Here is a 23541-nt window from a genome sequence, read left to right as displayed (position 1 = left end):
GCGGGACCGTTGTGCCGCATGGATGCGGCTCACGAGCCCCCATGGATGGGTTTACGGCGCGTCCCGCGAACCCCCACACCCCCGACCAGCCCACGGACGGCCAGCGCTGCTGCTTCTGCACCCGCACTACAGCTTCTACACTGAGAGAAAAGCCAACAAAAAACCCGCTGCACGCGCAGCGGGTTCCTTGGGTTCTCGATGTTGCCACCAGGCCGCTGATGCGGGCCTAATCAGAACTTGTAGTTCACGCCCAGCATGTACGTGCGGCCCCATTCCACGTATTCCAGCGGGCGGTCCTTCGTGCCGGCGTACGTGCGGTACGGCTCGTTGGTCAGGTTGCTTCCCTGCAGCAACAGCGTCAGCCCATGCAGGCTGCTGCTGTCGGCGAAGGTGTAGCTGACCTGCGCGTCGGTCACGTTCTCACCGACCACATAACGCAGCGTCCGGTTGCCGTTGAAATTGCCGATCTCACCGATGAAGTCCGAACGACGACGCTGGCTCACGCGTGCCTCGAACCCACTGCGCTCGTAGTAGGCCGTGAAGTTGTACACGCGCTCGGACAGGCCCGGCAGGCTGATCGGCTCGCTGCCCACGCTGGACGCGCTCTCCGGGTCGAGGATCTTGATGTCGCTGTCGTTGAAGGTCGCGCTCGCCTGCACGCCGAAACCACGCAGGCTGTCGGTCAGCATGTCCAGCGGGAACGAGGCGGTCAGCTCCAGGCCCTTCAGCTTGCCACCCTGGCCGTTCTGCGGGGCCGAGAAGGTGCCGGTCGGCAGGACCGGGAGGATCATGCCCGGCGGCGGCACGTAGCTGGCCAGCAGGTCGCTGAAATCGTAGTCATCGCGCGACTGCGTGTAGACGTAGGACTTCAGGTCCTTGAAGAACACCGCGGCGGCCACGTAGGCCTTCTCGCCGAAGTACTTCTCGTACGACAGGTCGATCGCGTTGGCGCGCCACGGATCCAGCAGCGGGTTGCCGCCGCTGCCGCCCGGCTTGCCGGTGGCGGTGTCCACGCCGAACTCCAGGCCGGCACGCATCTGGTCCACGCGCGGGCGTGCGACCTGCTTGGCCACGGCGAAGCGCAGCGTCTGCTGGTGCGGGAACATGAAGGCCAGGTTCAAGCTCGGCAGCCAATCGGTGTAGGTCTTGCCGTCATCGATCGGCAGGATGTTCTGGCCCTCGGGACGCGAGCGATCGAAGTAGTTGGACTGCGAACTCTGGTCGGTGCGCACCATCTGCACACCGATGTTGCCGCGCAGGCCGACTTCGCCCAGATCGGTGTTGATGTTGGCGCGGATCCAGGCGGTGCTGGTCTTTTCCTGCACCGTCCACGCCTTGGGAATCAGGTAGGCCAGGTTGGTGACCGGATTGAAGACCATGTAGCGGTCCACCGCGGCCGGGACGTTCCAGGCGGGGATGTAGCCGATGCCGGCGAAGCCGAGGTTGACCGGTGCGTACTGCAGGTCACCGGCGATGTTGGCATCGCCCTGGTCGCCGAGCAGGATGTTGCCCTCGGCCTGGGTCTTGTCCTTGCGGCGGTCGGCGTAGTTCACGCCCACGTCCACGTCGGAGAACCACGGCAGCGAATCCGGCATCGCGAAGGTGGCCTGCAGGCGGGCACCCTTCAGGCGGTCTTCGACCATCGGCACTTTGCCGTAGCCGGAGCCGTAGATGGTGTTGGTCAGGAACAGCGCGTCCGGGTTGGCGTAGTCCAGGCCCGGGCGGATCTGCGAGAACCCGTCCGGCTTGACCACCACGCCGACCGAATCCAGCTGCGGCATCGGGGTGAGCTGCAGGTTGTTCTCCAGATTCAGTTCGTTGCGCGTGGCCTTGGAGTAGTTCACGTCGGCGACGACCTTGACCCGCTCGAAGTTGAACTCGTTGTTCCAGCCGAACGCGTCGATCTTGTCCTTGCGCTTGTTGTACATGCCGCGCACCAGCGGATACACGCCGGTCGCCACGCCGCCGGCGAAGGTGCCATCGGCATTGATCTGCGGGTTGGTGATCAGCAGGCCCGGGGTGTAGCCGCCGTTGTAGTTGCTGAGGTTGACCTCGAACTGGTTGGCGGTGTCGATCTGCTCGGCTTCGGTATGGAACGCATCCAGCGTGCTGGTCCACACATTCGACGGGCGGAACTGCACGGTCGCCATCACGCCGTCGCGCTCGTTGTTGCCGGTGCGGCGCAATGCCTTGATGCCGTCGGAGAACACGGTGCCCGGGGCCAGGCCGGGGCGGTTGCCCTGGTCGGTCTGCTCGGTGGTCCACGGTTCGTACAGGCCGACCTGGTTTTCCTGGATGGGCATGTCGCTGTGCGCGTAGCCGATCGAGATGCCCAGCGTGTTGTCGAGGAACTGGTCGATGTAGCTGGCGCTGAAGCGGTTGCCGTACGGGTCGACATTGGCGGCCTTGCCCAGCGAACTCTTCTGGTAGCGGCCGCTGATCGCGATCACGCGCTCGGCGAAGCTCAGCGGACGCACGGTCTGCATGTCGATGGTGCCGGACAGGCCCTGGCCGACCAGGGCCGCGTCGGGGGTCTTGTACACGGTCACGCCGTTGACCAGTTCCGACGGGTACTGATCGAACTCGACGCTGCGGTTGTCACCGGTGCTGACCACTTCGCGCCCGTTGAGCAGGGTGGTGGCGAAGTCCGGGGACAGGCCGCGCACGCTGATCACCTGGGCACGGCCGGCCACACGCTGGGCGGCCAGGCCGGGCAGGCGGCCCAGCGATTCGGCGATGCTCACGTCGGGCAGTTTGCCGATGTCTTCGGCCGAGATCGCTTCGACCACCGAGGTGGCGTCCTGCTTGATGGCGATCGCGTTCTCGATGCCGCGGCGGATGCCGGTGACCTGGACGGTGTCCAGATTGGTCGCCGTGGTGCCGGTCGGTGCGGTGGTGGTACTGGATTCGGCGGTCTGCGCCGACGCCATCAACGGCGTCAGGGCGACGGCCAGCGCGAGACTCAGCGCGCTGCGCTTGCGGTTCAACATTTTCCCCTCCCAGGCAATGTTGCCAATCGATTTTTTGGTTGCCCGGAGGACCCGGGAGCGTCATGGCGCGGTGGCCGTTGACTGCGTGGCTATGGTAGGCAGCGCGCCCGCCGCGGGAATCACCCTGCATACGTATTCAATGACGTTTGCAGCGTTGGAAGCGATTACAGGTGCGTTATCGCAGCCGCACCGACGCACGCGCGCCCGGTAGGTGCCGACCGTTGGTCGGCATGCCGCATCCACGCACGGATGCGCCGGCGCCGGGTGCGTCGCCCGACCAACGGTCGGGCGCTACCCGGCGCTGGCTGAGCGACTTACAACGGGGTAAAGCGGATCGCCTGCCCGCCACCCGGCGCCAGGGTGAGCACCAGCGCATCGGCGCTGGTGACCTCGCGCGTCTCGCGCACGAAGGCGAACGGGTTGCTGCGGAAATCGGCGCCGTCTCCATCGCGGTAAATCTCCGCGCGGTAACGTACGCCCGGTTCCAGGAAGCCCAGTGACACCGGCAACACGCGGCCATGTTCGTCGGTGATGCTGCCCAGGAACCAGTCGCGGCTGTGGCGGTCCTTGCGCACGATGGTCACGTAGTCGCCCACCTCGCCATTGAGCACGCGGGTATCGTCCCAGTCCACCGCGACGTCCTCGATGAAGCGGAACGCCTCACGGTGTTGTTCGTAATGCTCGGGCAGGTCGGCCGCCATCTGGATCGGGCTGTAGATCGTCACGTACAGGGCGAGTTGGCGGGCCAGCGTGCTGGGAATCGCCTGGCCGCCACGGCCCTTCAGGCTCAGGATGCCGGGGGTGTAGTCCATCGGCCCGGACAGCATCCGGGTGAAGACGAGATTGACCTCGTGCTCGGGCGGATTCGGTGGCTGGCCCCAGGCGTTGTACTCCATGCCACGCGCGCCTTCGCGGCTGATCCAGTTCGGGTAGGTGCGGCGCAGGCCGGTGTCTTTGATCGGCTCGTGCGGGTTCACCGCGATGTGCCGTCTGGCCGCCTCCTGCACGACCTTGAGATGGTGGCGGGCCATGAACTGGCCATCATGCCACTCGCGCCACAACGGCCCACCGGCGGGGTTGCGGCGGTCAACCTGGCCGTCATCGCAGACGTAGCCGCTCTTGAACGAATCCACGCCCAGCCGCGCATACAGGTCCAGCGCCGCGCCAAGCTGATCTTCGTAGTGCTCGATCGCACATCCTGTTTCGTGGTGGCCGATCAGGTGCACGCCCTTCTTCGCGCCGTAGGCGGACAGCGCTTCGATGTCGAAATCGGGCGTGGGCCGGGTGAAGTCGAACGCATAGCCATTGCCCACCCAGTCGCCATCCCAGCCCGGATTCCAGCCTTCCACCAGCACGCCGCGGAATCCATGCCTGGCGGCGTAATCGATCACGCGTTTGGTTTTCGCCGTGGTCGCGGCATGTCGCGGGCCGGTCGCCCAGCTCTCCTCGTCCAGGTGCATCGACCACCACACGCCCAGGTACTTCGAAGGCTTCACCCAGCTGACGTCGCCGAGCAGGTTGGGCTCGTTGAGGTTGAGGATCAGGCTGGATTCGACCAGTCCGCCGGCGGTGTCGCTGATCTGCAGCGTGCGCCACGGGGTGTCGAACGGCAGCCTCCGTCGCACTTTCCAGCCCTCGGCCGAGGGCGACAGCTGCGCGCGCAGGCGCTGGCCCTCGGTGCGACGCAGCCACATGCCGGCGTAGTCCACCAGTGCGGCTTCATGGATGGAAACATGCAGGCCATCATGGCTGCGCAGCGTCATCGGCGTGTGTGCGAGCGGCACCTGGTCCAGCGGCGTGCGCTGGTAGAGATACTCGTAGTGAATCGGCTCGCCGGCCGGAATCCACCACGCGGTGGAAGCCGGGGCGATCGCGAACTCGGTCAGCTCATCGTCGATGATCGCCTCGCGCATGCCCGGCTGTTGCGGGAAGTGGTAACGAAAGCCCAGGCCGTCGTCATAGACCCGGAACACCACATCGATGCGACGCTTGGCGCCGCTGCGTTCGGCCAGCTGCACGACCACTTCGTTGAAATGATTGCGGGTCAGCCGGCGCTCGCCCCACGGCTGCTCCCAGGTCTCATCGACGCGGCGCGACTGCTGGCTGACGATGGCAAGATCACGGTCCAGCCGGCCATCACGCAACTGGAAGCCAAGCCTGGAGGTGTCCACCACGGCCTCGCCGAAGCGTTCGACGCGGTAGCTGGGGGTGCCGCCGTCCAGTTGCAGCGATACGCGCAGCACCTTGCCGGGTGACTCGACGCTGGCCACGGTGACCGGCTCGGCAACCGCGGTGGCGCTGAACGCGCAGAGGATCCAGCCCAGCAGGGACAGGCGACGACGTGCGCAAGGCCCGTCCGTTGGATACGACAGTGACGGCATTTCCCCTCCCAAGGTGGCCGAAAACACACCGGGACTATAGCGACGCCCTCACGCCTGCCGACCGCCGTGCCGATGAATACGTATGCAGGTCGATGCAGGCTGCGGTGCGCCGTCTACCATGGGGCCAAGGCACCCTGGGAGGGGGCCGCGAGCGCATTGCCGCGAGGCGGTGCGGACCTACAACGCGAGCAAAGGGGAGGGAGGCAACAGGCGCGAGCCGGTTCGCCACTTCGATGCTGAAGACGATCTGCCTGACCGCTGCCCTCGGGGCAGCGATGGGGTCCACCGCGGGCGCGGCGGACCTGGAGTTTGATGGCCGCCATGCGCGCGCCGAAACCGCCGCCGCGGGCGGCTATCGTCTGCATGCGCCGCAGGGCGAGGTGCGCGTCAGTGCGCAGCCGATGCGCAGCGAGACCGCGAGCGTGCTGTTCGATGCGCTGTTCGGGCTGGCCCAGCAGGAGATGGCCGACGACCGCGTGGATGCGATCCGCGACCCGGCCTTCAATCACGGCAAGCCGGTTCCCTGCGCGTGTTTCCAGACCGGCGAGCGCTGGCCCTATGTGTGGACGCGCGATGTCAGCTTCGCCGCCGATCTGGCGCTGTCGCGTCTGGATCCCATACGGACGCGGCAGTCGCTGCAGTTCAAGCTGTCCACGGCGCGCGATGGGCACACGCCGGGTCTGTTCGTGGCGCAGGACACCGGCTCCGGTGGCAGCTGGCCGATCAGCAGCGACCGCGTGGTCTGGTTCCTGGCCGCACGTGGGCTGTTGGATGACGCGGCATTCGCCGACCAGGTCTGGCAGGCGCTGCAGGCGACCCTGGCGCAGGATCGCGAGGCGGTGTTCGATGCACGGATCGGCCTGTATCGCGGCGAAACCTCGTTCCTGGATTGGCGCGAGCAGACCTATCCGGACTGGACCCGCGAGGACGTGCGCTTCATCGGCGAATCCTTCGCGCTGTCCACCAATGTGCTGCATTACGAAGCGCTGCGCCTGGCCGAGCGGTTGGCCCGCCAGCACGGCGATGCACGCGCTGCCACGTACGGCCAATGGGCGGATGCGCTGGCCCGCCAGATCGACGCGCGTTTCTGGCGCGAGGATGCGGGACAGTACATGAGCTACATCGGCGAGGCGGCACACCCTGTGCCGTACGCCAAGTACGACCTGCTCGCGCTTTCGTTGGGCGTGCTGGCCGATGTGTTCCCGGCCGATCGCGCACGGCGCGCGCTGGCGAACTACCCGGCCGTGGCCGGTGGCAGCCCGGTCGTCTGGCCGCAGGAAGCGCAGCAGCCCATCTACCACAACCGCGGCATCTGGCCCTTCGTCAGTGCGTACTCGCTGCGGGCAGCGCGGCGGTTGGATGATGCCCCGCGCATCGCCATGGAGATCGAGTCGCTGATGCGCGGCACCGCGCTGGCCGGCTCCAACATGGAGAATTACGAGATGCGCACGCTGGCCGTGCATGTCGATGAAGGCGTGCTCAGCGGTCCAGTGGTCAATTCGCCGCGTCAGCTGTGGTCGGTGGCCGGTTACCTCTCGATGGTGCTGGAAGGTGTGTTCGGCGTGGAAGACGATGGCCGCATCGCGCCGAAGCTGCCGGTGTCACTGGTGCCGAGGTTGTTCGGCGACCGTGACCGCATCCGCCTGGACGATGGCAAGCAGCGTTACGTGCTGGTGCGGCCGAAGCAGCTCGCCGGCGAACTGCTGGTGGCGGGCGCCATCCAGCGTGACGGCAGCACCACCACCGTGCAGCTGGTGCCGTTGGCGGGTCGTGTGGCGATGCCGTCGCCGGCGATTGTCCGCCCGGCAGCCGTCTTCGCCCCGGCCACCCCCGCCGCACCCGTGCCTCGCGAGACCACGGCGGGCTGGCAGATTCCAGTGCCCGCCGATCATGTGCTATGGCGCGACGGCCAGCGGCTGTCACCCGCGCAGGGTATCGCCACGCTTGCAAGGGACGGTGCCAGTCACTGCCTGAGCCTGACCCGCCGTGAGGGCGCGCTGGAATCGCTGCACAGCCCGATGACCTGCGTCGGTCCGCAGCAGGTGCTGGCCGGTGCCACGCACTGGCAGTGGACCGCACCGAGCGCCGGCCGCTGGCGTGCGCGCCTGCGCTATGACAATCCGAACGGCCCGATCAACACCGGCGTCACCGCGGCAGTAAAGACCTTGGTGCTGCAGTGCGAGGGGAAGCCCGACCAGCGCCGTCCGATCGTGATGCCGCACAGCGTGGGCGAGCAGGACTCCACGGCGGTCGAGTTCGAGGCACCGGCGGGTAGCTGCCGCATCGCGCTGGAGGAGGGCTTCAACATGAGCGCGCTCACCCACTTCGCCAAGTACAACGGTGGCAAGGGGGGCAAGGACGGTGTGCTCAACGAGGCGCGCGTGTCCGCGCTGACCCTGATGCCGGTGTCTTTGTCGCTGGAGCCGCGCCGATGAGCCGTACGCCCAAACCGACCCTGTCGTTCTGGCAGATCTGGAACATGTGCTTCGGCTTCCTCGGTATCCAGTTCGGCTTCGCGCTGCAGAACGCCAATGCCAGCCGCATCTTCGAGACGCTTGGCGCACCGATGGACGCGGTGCCCGGGCTGTGGATCGCCGCCCCGCTGACCGGCCTGCTGGTGCAGCCGGTGATCGGCTACCTGTCCGACCGCACCTGGACGCGCTGGGGCCGCCGCCGTCCTTTCTTCATGATCGGTGCGGTGCTGACCACGCTCGCCCTGCTGGTGATGCCGAATTCGCCGACGCTGTGGATCGCCGCTGGCACGCTGTGGGTGCTGGATGCCTCGATCAACGTATCGATGGAGCCGTTCCGCGCGTTTGTCGGCGATCAGCTCGCTCCGCGCCAGCGGCCGACCGGCTTCGCCATGCAGAGCTTCTTCATCGGCATCGGTGCGATCGTCGCCAGCTTCCTGCCGTTCATCCTGGCCCACTTCGGCGTCGCCAACACGGCGGCCGCCGGGCAGGTGCCGGATACCGTGCGCTACGCGTTCTACTTCGGCGCGGCGGTGCTGCTCGCGGCGATCACCTGGACGGTGGTCAGCACCCGGGAATACTCGCCGGCCGAGCTGGCCCGCTTCGATGACGCCGAGCCGGCCGCCGTGCACCAGAGTGCGCGCGTGGCCGGGCCACCTCCGTGGGCGCAGATCGGCGGCTGGGTGGCGGCCGGTATCGCGCTGGCAGCGGCGATCACGTGGTACCAAGGCGACCGCATGCTGTACGTGCTGGCCGGCCTGTGCATCGCCTATGGCGTGCTGCTGGGCATCGCGCGCTGCGTGCCGGGGCCGCACATGCTGGCGACCATCGTCGACGACCTGCGTGCGATGCCACGCACCATGCGCCGCCTGGCCTGGGTGCAGTTCTTCTCCTGGTTCGCGCTGTTCGCGATGTGGATCTACACCACGGCCGCCGTCGCCGGCACCCACTTCGGCTCGACCGATACCGCCTCCGCCGCCTACAACGAAGGCGCCAACTGGGTCGGCGTGCTGTTCGGTGCCTACAACGGGTTCGCTGCGCTGGCGGCGTTGCTGATCCCGCTGATGGTGCGCGCACTGGGCCTGCGCTGGAGCCACCTCGTCAACCTGTGGCTGGGTGGACTGGGCCTGATCTCGATGCTGTTCATCCGCGACCCGCATTGGCTGCTGCTGTCGATGGTCGGCGTCGGCTTCGCCTGGGCCTCCATCCTGTCGCTGCCATATGCGCTGCTGTCCGACAGCGTGCCGGCGGCGAAGATGGGCATCTACATGGGCCTGTTCAATTTCTTCATCGTGATTCCGCAGCTGGTCGCGGCCAGTGCGCTCGGCTTCCTGCTGCGCGCGTGGCTGGGGGGCGATCCGATGCACGTGCTCGCACTCGGGGGCGGCAGCCTGCTGCTGGCCGGCCTGTGCGTGCTGTTCGTGCCATCCCAACAGGAGAGTGTCTGATGTCCCGGTATTCGTCGTTGTCGCTGGCCCTGTCGTTCGCGCTGTCGGCCAGCCCCGCCCTGGCCGTCGAGCGCCCGGACTATGTCGGCACGCGCGAGCCCTTCGCCAGCCAGGCGGTCTACTTCGTGGTGACCGACCGCTTCGTCAACGGTGATCCGTCCAACGACCACCGCGACCAGGGCGGCGCGCATCCCACGTTCGATATCCCGGTGCCGTGCCCGGACAAGGTGGACGGCAACATCGGCTACCTGGGCGGTGACTTCAAGGGCGTGCTGGACAACGCCGCGTACATCCGCAACCTCGGCTTCGGTGCGGTGTGGATCACCCCGATCATCGACAACCCGGACCAGGCCTTCACCGGCAGCAAGCCGATCAGCTGCACCAGCACGCTGACCGACCGCGGCAAGACCGGCTACCACGGTTACTGGGGCGTCAACTTCTACACGCTCGACGAGCATCTGCCGAGCAAGGGCCTGGACTTCGCCGCCTTCACCCGTGGCCTGCACGCCGCCGACCTGAAGGTGGTGCTGGATATCGTCGGCAACCATGGTTCGCCCGCGTGGACGATGCCGGTGGGGCAGCCGCAGTTCGGCCAGATCTTCGACAAGGAGGGCCGGTTGATCGCCGATCACCAGAACCTGCCGCCGCAGCAGCTGGATCCGGCGCATAACCCGCTGCATGCCTTCTACAACAGCATCGGTCCGGTCGACGGCAAGAACGGCTCGATCTTCGATGGCAACCTTGCCGAACTCTCCGACTTCAACGAGCACAACCCGGCGGTGATGGATTACCTGGTCGGCGCGTACCTGCAGTGGACCGCGCAGGGCGTGGATGCGTTGCGCATCGACACCATCGGCTGGCTGCCGCACCCCTGGTGGCATACCTTCGTCAATCGCATCCGCACCGAGCATCCCGGCATGTTCATGTTCGGCGAGGCATTCGACTACGACGCGGGCAAGATCGCCGAGCACACCTGGCCGGCCAACGCGAACGTCAGCGTGCTGGATTTCCCATTGCGCGGCGCATTGTCGTCGGTGTTCGGCAAGGAGCAGAAGGGCTTTGAAACCCTGGCCGAGCCGCTGCACCTGCTCGACGGTCCGTATGCCAATCCGTACGAGCTGATGAGTTTCTACGACAACCACGACATGGCGCGGCTGGATGCCAGCGATGCCGGGTTCATCGATGCCCACAACTGGCTGTTCACCGCGCGCGGCATCCCGGTGATCTACTACGGCTCGGAAACCGGCTTCATGCGCAGCCGCGCCGAGCACGCCGGCAACCGCGCCTACTTCGGGCAGGAGCGCGTCAACGACGCGCCGAAGAGCCCGATCTTCGCGCCGCTGCAGCGTATCGCCAGACTGCGTGAGGCCACGCCGGCCCTGCAGCGCGGCCTGCAGGTCAACGAGCGCCTGCAGGGCGATGAAGCGGTGTTCTTCCGCGTGCTGCAGCAGGGCGATACCGCGCAGACCGCACTGGTGCTGCTCAACAAGGGTGATACGCCGCGCTCCATCGAGGTCCGCCGCTACCTGCAGGCCGGTACCTGGCGCGACGCGCTGGGCGGTGCCAGCCAGACGGTGACGGGATCGCTGAACGCCGAGGTGCCCGCACACGGCGTGCGCGTGTTCGTGCTGGATGCGCAGGTCGAGCAGACGGCGCTGCAGCAGCAGTTGAAGGCGGCGGTGGACGACCAGCGTGCGCGCACCAGGCGCCTGGCGAAGTAGCCCGGGAGCGTGCCCGGCCCGCCGCACTGCGGTGGCCCGGGCACTACAATCGGGTCCGCGACCGCAGTGCGGTCCTTCCGAGTCCGCTGTCCATGTCACGCCTGTCCCTGAACCACGCAACGCCCGATGATGCCGAGCGCCTGTTCCACCTGATGCAGTTCTACTACTTCGAGGCCTCGGCCTGGAGTGGAGAAGCGGTGCGTCCGGACGGCCTCTTCGATTGTGACCGCAGCGATGTCGAGTCGTCCCTGCGCGATGACCCGCAGTGGGCACGGTTGCTGTTCGTCGACGACGCGCTGTCCGGGTTCGTGCTGGTGGATCAGGTGGAGCGGGAAGGGCGCCACTATCCCGAGCTGGCCGACCTCTTCGTGCTGCCCACGTACCGGCGGCAAGGCCTGGCCGCGCATGTGGTCAAGGAACTGGTCCGCCCCGGCGACGGGCAATGGCTGCTCGCGGTGTTCCGCGGCGACGTGACCGCGCATGCCTACTGGCTGCGGACGCTGCCACGGCTCGCGGTGCCGTTCGTCGCCCTCGACGACGAGGACGCCACCTTCCACCTGTTCCTGATCGGCGCCCCCGCGCGCGGGTAGTGCCGGCCGCTGGCCGGCTCCCGGTCACCCCGCGGGTACAATGAGGGATCCCCCGTATCCCTGCATTCCATGAACGACGCCGCCCCCCAGACCCCGATCGAAACGCTGCTCAAGACCGCGATGGACGGTCAGTTGCCGATCGGCCTGTTCATGAAGGCCTTCGTCGCCTCCGAGGTGGTGCTGCTCACCGGCAGCCTGGTGACCCCGGACGGCAGCGGTTTCGATCCGCTGTTGTTCGACAAGCAGGGTGTCCTGCACGTGTCGGTGTTCACCGATATGAGCCGCGTCGGTTTCCACAGCCAGCAGGCCCCGCACACGATCCGCATGCTGATGCTGGAAGTGCTCAAGCGCGTGCCCGGCGGCTACGGTGTGGTGATCAATCCGGGTACCTCGCTGGGCTTTGAGATCTCGCCGTCGGGCGTCGGCGAAATCCTCAAGGACTTCGCCGACGGCCCGCGCTGACGCTGCGTCCTACTGCAGCGTCACCTTGCGCCGGTTGTCCGAGGAGACCCGGTCGATCAGCTTGTTGTACGGATCGAAGCCCGCCTCGTCGGGCTTTCCCTCCACCGTGACGGTGATCGACGGGTTGGCCGCGGTGACGTGGTGGCGCTGCAGGTACAGCACCTTCTGGTCGCGCTCCTTGCCCGAGGGGCCGTTGGCGAACACGCCGATCTCGATCCAGTCGTCCATCCTGCCCGCGGTCTCCTTGCCATCGCCATCGGCGTAGCGCTTCTCGGCGTGCAGCGTCAGGGTGACGTCGTACTTGCCATCGGCCCGCTTGTGCGCGGTCGCGGCCAGCACGCGGTTGTCGTAGAAGCTGATCTTTTCGAACAGGTCGGTCACCAGCTGCTGGCGGTCGGCCGGCGTCTCGCCGCGGATGTACTCCAGCAGTTCGGTGGAGGTGGTGTAGGGCGGCTGCTGGAAACCCTTGTCCTGCAGGAAGCGTTTGAGCGCACGGTTGAGTGCGGCCTCGCCGATCTCCTCGCGCAGGCGGTAGAACGCCAGTGCGCCCTTCTCGTAGTGGATGTACTGCTGGTTCTCCACCCGCGCCAGCGGCAGCTCTTCGATGCCTTCGCTGCCGCGTCCGGACAGGTAGCCATCCAGTTCGGTCTTGAGGAACTGGCGCATCTGCTGCCGCCCGTATTCCTTCTCCATCACCATCAGTGCCGAGTACTGCGACAACGATTCGGAGAGCATCGTCGCGCCCTGCACGTTGGCGCCGATCACCTGGTGTGCCCACCACTGGTGCGCCACCTCGTGGGCGGTCACGTAGAACACGTAGTCCACCTTGTCGCGGTCGCGCAGGTCGGCGATGAAGCCGATCCCTTCGGAGTAGGGAATGGTATTGGCGAAGGACTGGGCGAACCGCGCGTAGCCCGGGAACTCGATGATGCGTACCTGGCGGTGCTGGTAGGGCGTGAAGTTGGCTTCGTAGTAGGCCAGCGACTTCTGCACCGCTTCGATCATGCGGTCCACGTTGTAGCCATGGCGCGCATCGTAGTACACCTCGATCGGGATGCCCTTGTATGCCGCGCGCTTCACGTCCCAGCGGGCCGAGAGGTACGCATAGAAGTTGAGCATCGGCCGGTCCATGGCATAGCTGAAGCAGCGCCGGCCGTTGACGGTGGCTTCGTGCTGCAGGTAGCCGGGCGCCAGCGCGATCTGGTCCGGTGCGGTGCAGATCGTGCTGCGGAACGCCAGCCAGTCGGCATCGTCGGTCACGTAGTTGTTCGCGCGGGCGGCCTGGTCTTCCAGCTTGGGCATGCGGCTCGGCTCGCCCAGGCCGCGCTTGCGGCGTTCGTTGCGGTCGGTGATCTGCACGCCCTGGTCGTAGCCGAAAGAGGGCAGCAGCCTGCTGTTGAAGAAGCTGCCGTTCTCCACCAGGTTGGTCGGTGCCTGATCGGCGGTGATGCCGGTCGGGTGCTGGTTCACGCGGAAGTGGATGCGGCGCTCCTCGCCCGGCTGCAGCGGGGTGGCCAGCTGGTAGATGCGGTAGCCCAGGTCGGCGTCATGCATGGCCAGGGTCTGGCCGCCAAGGTCGACCGCGGTCAGCTGCCGGTCGTCGTTCATCGCCACGTGGAGCTGGGCGATGGGCGCGGTGTAGGTGTTGCGCACGGTCCAGTACGCATCGATCACCACCGACTGGGTTTCCGGATGCAGGTCGATCCGGTTGTCCACGGAGACGATGCGCGGCTGTGGCAGGTCGCGGTAACGCGACAGTTCGCGCTCGTAACGGGCCTGCAGGTCCAGCTGCTGGTCCGGCGAGAGGAACGCATTGCGGATGTTGGTGCTCCAGTACAGCCAGCCACCCAATGCGATGAAGCCCAGCATCGCCACGGCGGCGCCGAGCCCGGCCGGGCCCCGCAGGCGACGGCCGGCCAGCACCAGGCGCTGGCGCAGGCTGGTGCCGACGCCACGCACCCAGAACGCCGAGGCGACGCATAGCAGCGCCAGCAGGAACAGCGCCCAGTAGCCCTGGAAGGCCAGCTGCCCCGGGAGGAAGTGGCCGTAGCCGTTCATGTCCGAGTACGGGGCGATCGGCCAGCTGCCGAAGTTGTAGAGGTTCTGGGTGTAATCGAGCATGCCCAGCACGGCCTGGCCGATCATCACCACGATCAGCAGCGCGTAGCCGACGAACTTGTTGTTGGTCAGTACCTGCAGGACCAGCGCCAGACCGCCCATCAACAGGTAGACCACCGAGTCCAGCGCCAGCGTCTTGAGGTACACCAGCGGCTCGATCTGCGTATAGCCTTTGGCCAGCTGCACCCCGATCGCGGCGAGTGCGCCGATCGCCTGGAAGCAGGCGATCACCGCCACCAGCGTGGCGAACTTGGCCAGCAGCGGCACCCAGTTGGGGACGGGCATCGCATCGGTCACTTCATTGATCCGCGCCGCGCGCTCTTTCCAGACCAGTTCGCCGGCGAAGAACAGCACGATGATGATCAGCAGCCAGCTGAAGGCACCCTGCAGGGCGGTCAGCATCTCCGAGGTGACCGGCCAGATCGGCGTGCCATACAGGGTCTGGCGGAACAGCGCACCGGGCAGGAAGTTGCACAGCCCCAGCACCAGCAGCACCAGGAAGGGCACGCTGCGCAGCACACCGCGGGTGTCGAAGCGCACCTGGTGCAGGAACTGCGCCCAGGCGGTAGCGGTGCTACGGCCTGGCACCACGCGGGGCACCACGACCTGGGCCGGACGCAGTGACGGCGCGGCCGCCGCGACGGTGGTTTTGCGGCCCCAGCGACGACCGCCGCTGCCGCTGCGCTCGGTGCGGAACAGGGCGAACGTCGCGGCATACAGGAGCGCGGCTACGCCCAGCCACAGCGCACGGTTGGCCAGCAGCTGCCCGGCCAGGGCAGGCAACCCGCTGTTGCGCTCGGCCACCGACCAGTAGCGGATGGTCCGCGACAGCGCGCGCAGGCCGAGCGGTTCGCTGAGTACGGCAATCCAGGTGTTGTCGATGTCGCTGAGCAGGGCCGCGCTGACCCCGTACAGCACGAAGTAGCCGATCACGCCGATGTAGACCCACAGGATCGATCGCGTGGCCGCCGCCAGCAACGCCAGCAGGGCCGTGGTGAAGATCAGGTTCGGGATCACGATCACCCCGAATGCCCAGACGTAGCTGTACAGCGAGCCCGGCCCCATGCGTGCAGGATCGACCCAGGGCATGAGCGGGCCGAGCGCGAGGCCGAGCGCGATGATCACGTACACCAGCAGTCCGCTGACCAGGGCCGCGCCGATGCGGCCGGCCAGATAGTCGCGGCGCTTGATCGGGCTGGCGAAGATCAGCTCGGCCGTGCCGAGATCGAAATCGCGCAGCAGCGCATTGCTGACGAACAGCGTGGACACCAGCATGCCGAGCAGGGTGAACACGCCCAGCATCGAGGCGATCACGGTCGGCGCATTGCTGTGCACGTTGCCGGCACCGCCGCCGATCTGTATCGCGTCGGACGACGCGGCACCGAAGGCCATCAGCGCGAACAGGCCCGCCAGCAGCCACAGCAGGGGGGAACGGAGCTGCTCGCGCAGCTCGAAGCGGAAGAAGGCAGCGATCATGGGCGGGCTCCGGTCAGGCGGCCCGCGACTGCAGGCGCAGTCGCTGGAAATAGACGTCTTCCAGATCGGGAGCAACGGCGGCGAAGCCGTCGCCGGGGTCGGTCGCGCTGTGCACGTGGATCACCGGCCGGCCACCGACCAGGCGCGTGGACAGCACCACATGGTTGGCTTCGTAGGCGGGCAGTTCGGCAACGTCCACCTGCTTGCGCCAGACCTGGTGCTGCAGCGCGTCGATCGCATCGCTGGGCTTGCCGGTCAGCAGCACCTGTCCCTTGTTCATGATCGCCATGCTGGGGCACAGGTCGGTGACATCCTCGACGATGTGCGTGGACAGGATCACCGCTACGTTTTCGCCGATCGCCGCGAGCAGGTTGAGGAAGCGGTTGCGCTCTTCCGGGTCGAGCCCGGCGGTGGGCTCATCGACGATCACCAGCCGCGGATCGCCGAGCAGGGCCTGCGCGATGCCGAAGCGCTGGCGCATGCCGCCGGAGTAGGTGCCGAGTTTGCGTTTGCGCGCATCCCACAGATTGACCTGCTGCAGCAGCGCCTCCACCACTTCGCGGCGCTGGGCCTTGTGGGTGAGCCCCTTGAGCACCGCGAAATGGTCGAGCAGGTCCAGTGCGCTGACCTTGGGATACACCCCGAAGTCCTGCGGCAGATAGCCCAACCGCCGACGCACCGCATCCTTGTCACGCAGCACATCGATGCTCGCCTCCCCGGGGATGGACAGGGTGGCGGTGCCGCTGTCCGCTTCCTGCAGCGTGGCCAGCGTCCGCATCAGCGAGGACTTGCCGGCGCCGTTGGGACCGAGCAGGCCGAACATGCCGCGGGGAATATCGAGCGTCACACCCGCAAGGGCATGCACACCATTGGCGTAGGTCTTGGACAGCGCGCGGATCTCAAGCATGCGGACAGCTTCCCCTGGGCGATACCTCGGTTATCCGCCCTATTCAGATAGGCTGCATCCGCCGTAAGTCATGGGTGCCTGCGGCCGCCCGTCCGCCAACGGGCCGCCAGCCACGAGACCGCGACGCATGCGGCGCCAGCGAGCAGCCACCCGGTCGCCGCGCGGCCCGCGGTCTGCTCGATCGCGCTCCACCATGCCGGGCCGAACAGGGTGCCCACTGCCAGGGCAGCGATGGCCAGCACGGCCAGCAGCACCCGCGACACCCAGCGCTCGATGCCGGCGTCATGGCGGGCGATGCGCAGGGCGACCTCGCGGGCGAAGCGCATTGGCGGCCCGCTCTGTGGTGCGGAGGCGATCGCCTCGGCGATGCGCAGGTAGTCGACGTCGTCCGGGCCGGCGCGCTGGCCGCCTAGGGCGGCGCGCAGGCCACGTTCCTGGGCCTGCCATTCCTCGGGGTTGATCCGGGGATCGTCTGCGGTGCTCATGCGGGCACTCCAATACGGGATTCCAGCAGCTCGCGTAGTCGCTTGCGGCTGCGGAACAGGTGGCTCTTGATGGTGCCTTCGGCCAGGTCGGTCAGGGTGGCGATCTCGGCGATGGAGATCTCTTCCAGATGATAGAGCGTGAGCAGGGTGCGCTGCAGCGGCGGCAACGCGTCGATCGCGGCGTGCAGATGGGCGTTGATGTCCTGCTCGCTGGTACGCGCCTCGAGGTCGTGGCCGTCGCCGATCTGGTCGATCAACGCGGCACCGTCTTCGGTCACGCTGTTGTCCACCAGCGGAATACGGCGTCGCTCCAGGTGGCGCTTGGCGATCGAATAGGCGACCTGCGCCACCCAGGATTTCAGTGCGCTCTCGCCGCGGTACTGATGCAGCGTCTGATGGATGCGAAGGAATGCTTCCTGGCACAGCTCGCGGGTGTCGTCCGGATGGCGGACCATGCGGTCGACCACGCGCCAGCACAGTCCTTGATACTCGCGCACCAGCTGCTCGAACGCCCCGGGCTGTCGCGACAGGATGGCGGCGACCAGGGCACGGTCGGCGTCGAGGCAGTCGGCAGGGGTGGGCGGCGTGCACATGTCCCATAGGGATACGTCGAGTGCGCCATCGGTTGCAACCGGGACCCGTGCAACCGATCCCGCCCCGGCCGTATCTCAGTGGACAAGCCCCTTCTCAACGGAACGTACGCACCATGGATTACAACCTGATTCTGCCCGTCGTCCTGATCCTCGGCATCGTGTATGCCATCAAGAGCGTGGTCGACGGCCACACCCGGCGGCGGATCGTCGAAGCCCGCGGCTCGGAAGAGCTGGTGCGCTCGCTGCTGGCCGGCGACACCACCAAGCGGCGGCTGGCCGCGCTGCACTGGGGCTGCGTGATGCTGGCCCTGGCGCTCGGTTTCGGGCTGGTGGATGTCCTCGGCATCGACCGGGTCACGCCCGGGGCGATCGCGCTGCTGCTCGGTGCGACCGGGCTGGGCAATGTCGTGTACTTCGTGCTGGATCGTCGTTTGAAATAAGCCGACAGCGGTGGATGCTCAGCCGCGCAGCGAGGATTCCCGCAGCACCTGCTTCACCGCGATGCTCTGGCCTTCCACCGGCTGGCCTTCGATCAGTGCCAGCAGCTTTTCCACCAGCAGGTGCCCGGCCTGCTTGGTGTCCTGCTGCACGGTGGACAGCGGCGGGGACACCGAGGCGGCCAGCGGGATGTCATCGAAACCGGTGACGGCCACATCCTCGGGGACGCGCAGTCCATGTTCGCGCAGGGCACGCATCGCGCCGATCGCGATCAGGTCGCTGGCCGCGCACAGCCCATCGATACGCTCGCCGCCTGCCAACAGCGCTTGGCAGGCATCGAAGCCGGACTGCTCGGTGGTGATCGCATCGTGCTGCAGTGACGGCTCGGCGGTCAGGCCGCGCACCCGCATCGCCTCGACGTGGCCGCGGTAGCGCTGCTCGAATTCGGGATAGTGGCTGGAGGCGTGGCCGACGAAGGCGATCCGGCGGCGGCCCTGGTCGAGCAGGTGGGCGGTGATGTCGAACCCGCCCTGGAAATTGTCGCTGCCGATCGAGACACCCGGCTGGTCGGGCAGGGACGCCCCCCAGCGCACGAAATGGGTGCCTTGCTCGACCAGCCGCTGCAGGCGCTCGCGCGACTCGTGGTAGTCGCCGTAGCCGAGCAGGATGATGCCGTCGGCCTTGTTGCTGTCCTCGTAATCGGCCTGCCAGTCGGTGGACAGCTGTTGGAAGGAGACCAGCAGGTCGTAGCCGCGCAGCGCGCAGGCGCGCGTGATCGAGCCCAGCATGGCGTGGAAGAACGGGTTGATCAGCGAGTCGTCGTTGGTCGGGTCCTCGAAGAACAGCAGGGCCAGCGTGCCGGCATTGCGCAGGCGCAGGCTGGAGGCGTTCTTGTCGACCTTGTAGTTCAGCTCCCGGGCGATGGCCAGGATCCGCTGCCGGGTCTCGGCATTGACCATCGGGCTGCCGCGCAGTGCCCGCGACACCGTCGGCTGGGAGACGCCGGCCAGGTGGGCGATATCGAGGGAGGTGGCTTTACCGCGGATGGTCATTGCTGGGAACGGCGGGAACGACGACCTGCATGATGCCATGTGGCACGGCACCCGGGCGCTGGCCGGGCGGGTGTCACCGGGCCAGGCAGGGCGGCAGTTGGCCCCGGGGAATGTGAAATCCATCACTCCCGGCGATCCCTCGCCATGAAAACGTTTTCTGCGATAGACAGAATGCACAAGCCGGCTATAGAGTCGCGCCACAGGGGCCAACAGGACAGGGCAGTGGCAAGTGACGGATCAAGGATTGATCTGCAGGATGAACCCTGCGCGGCTGACGAGAATGCGCTGGGGTGCTTTGTCGCGCTGTTGGGGTTTCTCGACCGACCGGCCGAGCCGGACCAGCTGCGTCACCAGCTGGGCAATCCCGGCGGTGCGATAACCCCACAGGATCTGCTCAAACTCGCCAAACGTCTGGACGTGAAGGCGCGCGTGGTCAATGCCGATGCATTCAGCCTGGGCGACTACCCGCTGCCGGCGATGGCCTGCCTGGCCGGGGGGCGGTACACCCTGGTGCTGAAAGCCGACGCTGAGCGCGTGCTGCGTTTCGACGCGGGCGACCACGAACGCCCGGTTACCCAGTCACTGGCCGATTTCGCCCTGGACTACGATGGCCGCCTGCTGCTGATGACCACCCGCGAGGGGGTGGCCGGCGCTGCGCGTGCCTTCGATATCAGCTGGTTCATTCCCGCGCTGGTGAAGTACCGCCGGTTGCTGCGCGATGTACTGCTGGCCTCGTTCTTCCTGCAGTTGATGGCGCTGATCACCCCGCTGTTCTTCCAAGTGGTGATCGACAAGGTGCTGGTCCACAAGGGCATCACCACGCTGGAAGTGCTGGCGATAGGCCTGATGGTGGTGTCGGTGTTTGAAGTCACCATGGGCGGTCTGCGCACCTATCTGTTCTCGCATACCACCAGCCGGGTCGACGCCGAACTGGGGTCGAAGCTGTTCGCGCACCTCACCCACCTGCCGCTGGCCTATTTCCAGGCCCGCCGGGTCGGCGATTCGGTGGCGCGGGTGCGAGAGCTGGAAACCATCCGCGACTTCCTGACCTCCTCGGCGCAGACCGTGGTGCTGGACCTGTTCTTCGCCATCGTCTTCCTGCTGGTGATGTGGCTGTACAGCCCCACGTTGCTGCTGATCGTGTTGATCACCCTGCCGTTGTATGCGGCCGTGGTGATGTTGGTTGGTCCGATGCTGCGCCGCCGGCTGGACGAGAAGTTCATCCGTGGTGCGGAGAACCAGTCGTTCCTGGTGGAAGCGGTGACCGGCGTGGAAACGCTGAAGGCGCTGGCGGTGGAGCCGCAGGCGCAGAATCGCTGGGACAAGCAGCTGGCCGGCTACATCCAGGCCAGTTTCCGCGCCAGCATGCTGGCCAACTGGGGCTCGCAGGCGATCCAGCTGATCCACAAGCTGGCCACCGTCGCGCTACTGTTCTTTGGCGCGCGCCTGGTGATCGATGGCAAGTTGACCGTTGGCGAGCTGGTGGCCTTCAACATGCTGGCCGGCCAGGTGTCCGGCCCGGTACTGCGGCTTGCGCAGCTGGCGCAGGATTTCCAGCAGGCCCGCATTGCCGTGGATCGGCTGGGCGACATCCTCAATTCTCCGACCGAGCCGGCCAGCTCGCCCTCACGCGCCAGTCTGCCCAGCGTGGAGGGACGCATTGCGCTGGAACATGTGGCCTTCCGCTACCGGCCTGACGGGCCGGAAGTGCTGTCGGAGTTGTCGCTGGACATCGCCCCCGGCGAGATCATCGGTGTGGTCGGTCCGTCCGGGTCCGGCAAGTCCACCCTGACCAAGCTCATCCAGCGGCTGCACACGCCCGAACGTGGGCGCATTCTGGTCGATGGCGTGGACCTGTCCATGGTCGACCCTACCTGGCTGCGCCGGCAGGTGGGCGTGGTGCTGCAGGAAAGCCTGCTGTTCAACCGCAGCGTGCGCGAGAACATCGCCATGGCCGACCCGGCGATGCCGATGAGCCGGGTGGTCGAAGTGGCCAAGCTTTCCGGGGCGCATGAGTTCATCCTGGAACTGCCCGAAGCGTATGACACCCGCATCGACGAGCGCGGTGGCAACCTGTCCGGCGGGCAGCGCCAACGTATCGCGATCGCGCGTGCGCTGGCGACCGATCCGAAGATCCTGATCTTCGACGAAGCGACGTCGGCGCTGGACGCCGAAAGCGAAGAGATCATCCAGGACAACCTCAAGCGGATGGCGGCCGACCGCACGGTCATCATCATTGCCCACCGGCTGTCGGCGGTACGCCAGGCCCACCGCATCATCACCCTGGAACGTGGCCGCATCACGGAAACCGGTACGCACGACACTCTGCTCCGCGCCGGTGGCCGCTACTCGATGCTCTACACCAAACAGATGGGGCTGCCTGCAATGGCCGCCCCGGTCAACTGACCCCGCCCCACACTCCCCACACGGCAAGGACGCATCGTGATGTTCAAGGGTCTTCGGCACCATCTTGCGATCCTGCGCGAGAGCCTGCGCGCGGAGCGTGCCGTGGGCGACCGTCCCGTATCGGCCGCCCCGGATTTTCTGCCTGCAGCGCTGGAAATCCTCGAAAAGCCGCCCAATCCACTCGGCCGTGCGGTGTTATGGGTGCTGATCGCGTTCCTGGCCATTGCGTTGGTCTGGTCATGCATTGGCCGCCTTGACATGGTTGCCGTGGCCGAAGGCAAGGTGATCCCGCGTGGCAACGTCAAGATCCTGCAGGCGGCCGATCAGGGCGTGGTACGCGCCATCCATGTAGTCGAAGGCCAGATGGTCAAGGCCGGCGCGCCCCTGCTTGACCTGGATCCCACCGTCAGCCGTGCCGAGGTGGAGCAGGCGCGCCAGGCGTTGTTGAGCGCGCAGATCGATGTGGCCCGTGCTCGTGCCGTCGTGGAGCATATCGAAGGGCGGGAAGGCCGCTTCATCGCGCCCGAAGGCGCTGAACCGTCGACAGTGGCCATCCAGCAATCGCTGCTGATCGCCAAGCACCGCGAATTCGACGCCACAGTGGCCGGGTTGCGCCAGGAGCGCAGTCAGCGCGATGGCGAGCGCGGGATGATCGATGCCGAAGTCGCCAAGCTCGAGGAACAGCTGCCACTTGCGACGGACCAGCTGGCCAAAATGGAAGCTCTCAGTCGTGACAACTACGTGCCGCGACTGCAGGTGGCGGAGATCAAGGAGCGGGTAGTGGGAATGCGCCAGGACCTGGCGATCCGTCGCGAAGAGCGTGGTAAGGCCGGTGCGGCACAGTTGGCGGCCAACCAGCAGTTGGCCAAGAGCCGCAGCGAGTTCGCGCGCGAAGCACTGGATGCACTCACCGAAGCCGAAGCCGCCCGCGCGCTGCGTGCCGAAGAACTCAAGAAGGCCGAGGACAAGGCCAGCCACACGATACTGCGCGCTCCGGTGACTGGCGTGGTGCAGCAGTTGCAGGTGCATACCCTGGGGGGAGTGGTGAAACCTGCCGATCCCCTGATGGTAGTGGTGCCGCATGACGGCGAACTGATGGTGGACGCGATGTTGCCCAACCGAGATGCCGGTTTCGTACGTGAAGGGCAAGCGGTTGAAGTGAAGCTGGAGGCATACCCCTTCACCCGCTACGGCGTGGTCGACGGCGTGATCGAAACCGTCGGCCGGGATGCGGTGCAGACCGAAAAGGAAGGCCTGCGCTATCCCGCGCGCGTGCGCTTGCTTCGTTCCTGGATCGAGATCGACGGCCGGCGCATGGCGCTTGCACCAGGACTGGCCGCCACCGCCGAGATCAAGACCGGGGATCGAAGGATCATCGAATACCTGCTGTCGCCGCTGTCGAGGCGGATGCAGGAAGCGGGGAGGGAACGATGAAAAGTGCCCTCTACATCGCAGGCGAATGCCGCGCTATACCGCTTGCTCTAATTCTTCTCGTTACGTTGACGCTTGTCTGCGGGCCCCTCTACGCGCAAGACGCAGCATCGCTGAGCTCCGCTGAGCTTGAGCGGCGCATCGCTTCAATGCTGTCCCGGCAGGGCGGGACAGGATGGAAGGGCATTCCGCCGCAGAGGGTGGCGCAAGAAATAGGGATCAGGATGGCCCGCGAAGATGACGCTTCTACCTTGAGAAAAGGCGGGGCAAGAACGGCAGAGGGATGGGATTTCTGGGTCTACTCCGAATTTCGAAATGGTGGATATCAAACGCGCTTCGATACGTACATTGACGATCCCGTAAGCGATTGCACATTTCCTGTCGAGCAATTTGCAAGAAAGCTAAAGCTGGTCGGGCTGACGGGCGTCCCCGTTCGGGGAGGCTTGCTACCTGAAACCTGGTACATCAGCGGAAGAAACGTGGAATTGGCGATCAGGACATACACGAGCACCGCCGACGGTCGCCGTCAGCAGTGCGTTGAAACGATAAGTATCGGCCCCCCGGAGTTTTGA

At 66.5% G+C, this 23541-nt stretch carries 16 protein-coding genes; 9 read left to right on the top strand and 7 right to left on the bottom strand.

Annotated features, from left to right (window positions below; genetic code table 11):
- Window positions 1-230 precede the first annotated feature (230 nt).
- The gene (locus HH110_RS13495; protein ID WP_176990125.1) at window positions 231-2990 is read right to left on the bottom strand and encodes a TonB-dependent receptor; all 2760 of its coding nucleotides are present in this window, start codon (window positions 2988-2990) and stop codon (window positions 231-233) included.
- Window positions 2991-3304: 314 nt separating this feature from the next.
- Entirely contained in the window at window positions 3305-5371 is a 2067-nt protein-coding gene (locus HH110_RS13490) for a glycoside hydrolase family 97 protein (protein WP_176990124.1), read from the bottom strand.
- A 233-nt stretch (window positions 5372-5604) separates the two neighbouring features.
- Between HH110_RS13490 and HH110_RS13485 the strand changes: the two genes are divergently transcribed.
- The 5 genes from HH110_RS13485 (at window position 5605) to HH110_RS13465 (ending at window position 12063) form a co-directional block, all read left to right on the top strand.
- Window positions 5605-7806 (top strand): Six-hairpin glycosidase-like protein, encoded by a 2202-nt coding sequence (locus tag HH110_RS13485; RefSeq protein WP_176990123.1) that lies wholly within the window; start codon window positions 5605-5607, stop codon window positions 7804-7806.
- Window positions 7803-9290 (top strand): MFS transporter, encoded by a 1488-nt coding sequence (locus HH110_RS13480; protein WP_176990122.1) that lies wholly within the window; start codon window positions 7803-7805, stop codon window positions 9288-9290. The genes HH110_RS13485 and HH110_RS13480 overlap by 4 nt, the downstream gene beginning before the upstream one ends.
- Window positions 9290-11011 carry an alpha-amylase family glycosyl hydrolase gene (locus HH110_RS13475; RefSeq protein ID WP_176990121.1) on the top strand — a complete coding sequence of 574 codons (1722 nt, stop codon included), beginning with the start codon at window positions 9290-9292 and terminating at the stop codon, window positions 11009-11011. Before HH110_RS13480 ends, HH110_RS13475 begins: the two co-directional genes overlap by 1 nt.
- Before the next feature lie 92 nt (window positions 11012-11103).
- Window positions 11104-11601: a GNAT family N-acetyltransferase gene (locus tag HH110_RS13470; RefSeq protein WP_176990120.1), complete on the top strand. Its 498-nt coding sequence runs from the start codon at window positions 11104-11106 to the stop codon at window positions 11599-11601.
- Between the two features lie 69 nt (window positions 11602-11670).
- The gene (locus HH110_RS13465) at window positions 11671-12063 is read left to right on the top strand and encodes an SseB family protein (RefSeq protein WP_121043258.1); all 393 of its coding nucleotides are present in this window, start codon (window positions 11671-11673) and stop codon (window positions 12061-12063) included.
- 9 nt (window positions 12064-12072) lie between these two features.
- On the opposite strand, the gene HH110_RS13460 is transcribed toward HH110_RS13465, so the two are convergent.
- From HH110_RS13460 to HH110_RS13445, 4 genes are all read right to left on the bottom strand, one after another.
- On the bottom strand, window positions 12073-15657 hold the full coding sequence (locus HH110_RS13460) for a M1 family aminopeptidase (protein ID WP_176990119.1): 3585 nt from the start codon (window positions 15655-15657) through the stop codon (window positions 12073-12075).
- 13 nt (window positions 15658-15670) lie between these two features.
- Window positions 15671-16564, bottom strand: coding sequence for an ABC transporter ATP-binding protein (locus HH110_RS13455; RefSeq protein ID WP_176990118.1), 894 nt, complete (start codon window positions 16562-16564; stop codon window positions 15671-15673).
- A gap of 68 nt (window positions 16565-16632) precedes the next feature.
- Window positions 16633-17049, bottom strand: a complete 417-nt coding sequence (locus HH110_RS13450) for a hypothetical protein (RefSeq protein ID WP_176990117.1) — start codon at window positions 17047-17049, stop codon at window positions 16633-16635.
- Complete coding sequence (locus HH110_RS13445; RefSeq protein ID WP_176990116.1) at window positions 17046-17642, bottom strand: RNA polymerase sigma factor; 597 nt, start codon at window positions 17640-17642, stop codon at window positions 17046-17048. The genes HH110_RS13450 and HH110_RS13445 overlap by 4 nt, the downstream gene beginning before the upstream one ends.
- 113 nt (window positions 17643-17755) lie before the next feature.
- Here HH110_RS13445 and HH110_RS13440 point away from each other — a divergent pair, with 113 nt between their 5' ends.
- On the top strand, window positions 17756-18082 hold the full coding sequence (locus HH110_RS13440) for a hypothetical protein (protein ID WP_176990115.1): 327 nt from the start codon (window positions 17756-17758) through the stop codon (window positions 18080-18082).
- Window positions 18083-18100: 18 nt separating this feature from the next.
- Here HH110_RS13440 and HH110_RS13435 read toward each other — a convergent pair whose 3' ends face one another.
- Window positions 18101-19132, bottom strand: a complete 1032-nt coding sequence (locus tag HH110_RS13435; protein ID WP_176990114.1) for a LacI family DNA-binding transcriptional regulator — start codon at window positions 19130-19132, stop codon at window positions 18101-18103.
- 222 nt (window positions 19133-19354) lie between these two features.
- On the opposite strand from HH110_RS13435, the gene HH110_RS13430 reads away from it, so the two are divergent.
- From HH110_RS13430 to HH110_RS13420, 3 genes are read left to right on the top strand one after another with little or no spacing between them, the layout of a single operon-like run.
- Window positions 19355-21538 (top strand): type I secretion system permease/ATPase, encoded by a 2184-nt coding sequence (locus HH110_RS13430; RefSeq protein ID WP_244880130.1) that lies wholly within the window; start codon window positions 19355-19357, stop codon window positions 21536-21538.
- Window positions 21539-21577: 39 nt separating this feature from the next.
- Window positions 21578-22972: an HlyD family type I secretion periplasmic adaptor subunit gene (locus HH110_RS13425; RefSeq protein WP_176990113.1), complete on the top strand. Its 1395-nt coding sequence runs from the start codon at window positions 21578-21580 to the stop codon at window positions 22970-22972.
- Window positions 22969-23541 carry a hypothetical protein gene (locus HH110_RS13420; protein WP_176990112.1) on the top strand — a complete coding sequence of 191 codons (573 nt, stop codon included), beginning with the start codon at window positions 22969-22971 and terminating at the stop codon, window positions 23539-23541. Before HH110_RS13425 ends, HH110_RS13420 begins: the two co-directional genes overlap by 4 nt.

Origin of the sequence: Stenotrophomonas sp. SAM-B (assembly GCF_013387485.1) — a bacterium.
Taxonomy (GTDB): Bacteria; Pseudomonadota; Gammaproteobacteria; order Xanthomonadales; family Xanthomonadaceae; genus Stenotrophomonas; species Stenotrophomonas maltophilia_AA.
This window is presented reverse-complemented; position numbering and strand designations above follow the sequence as displayed.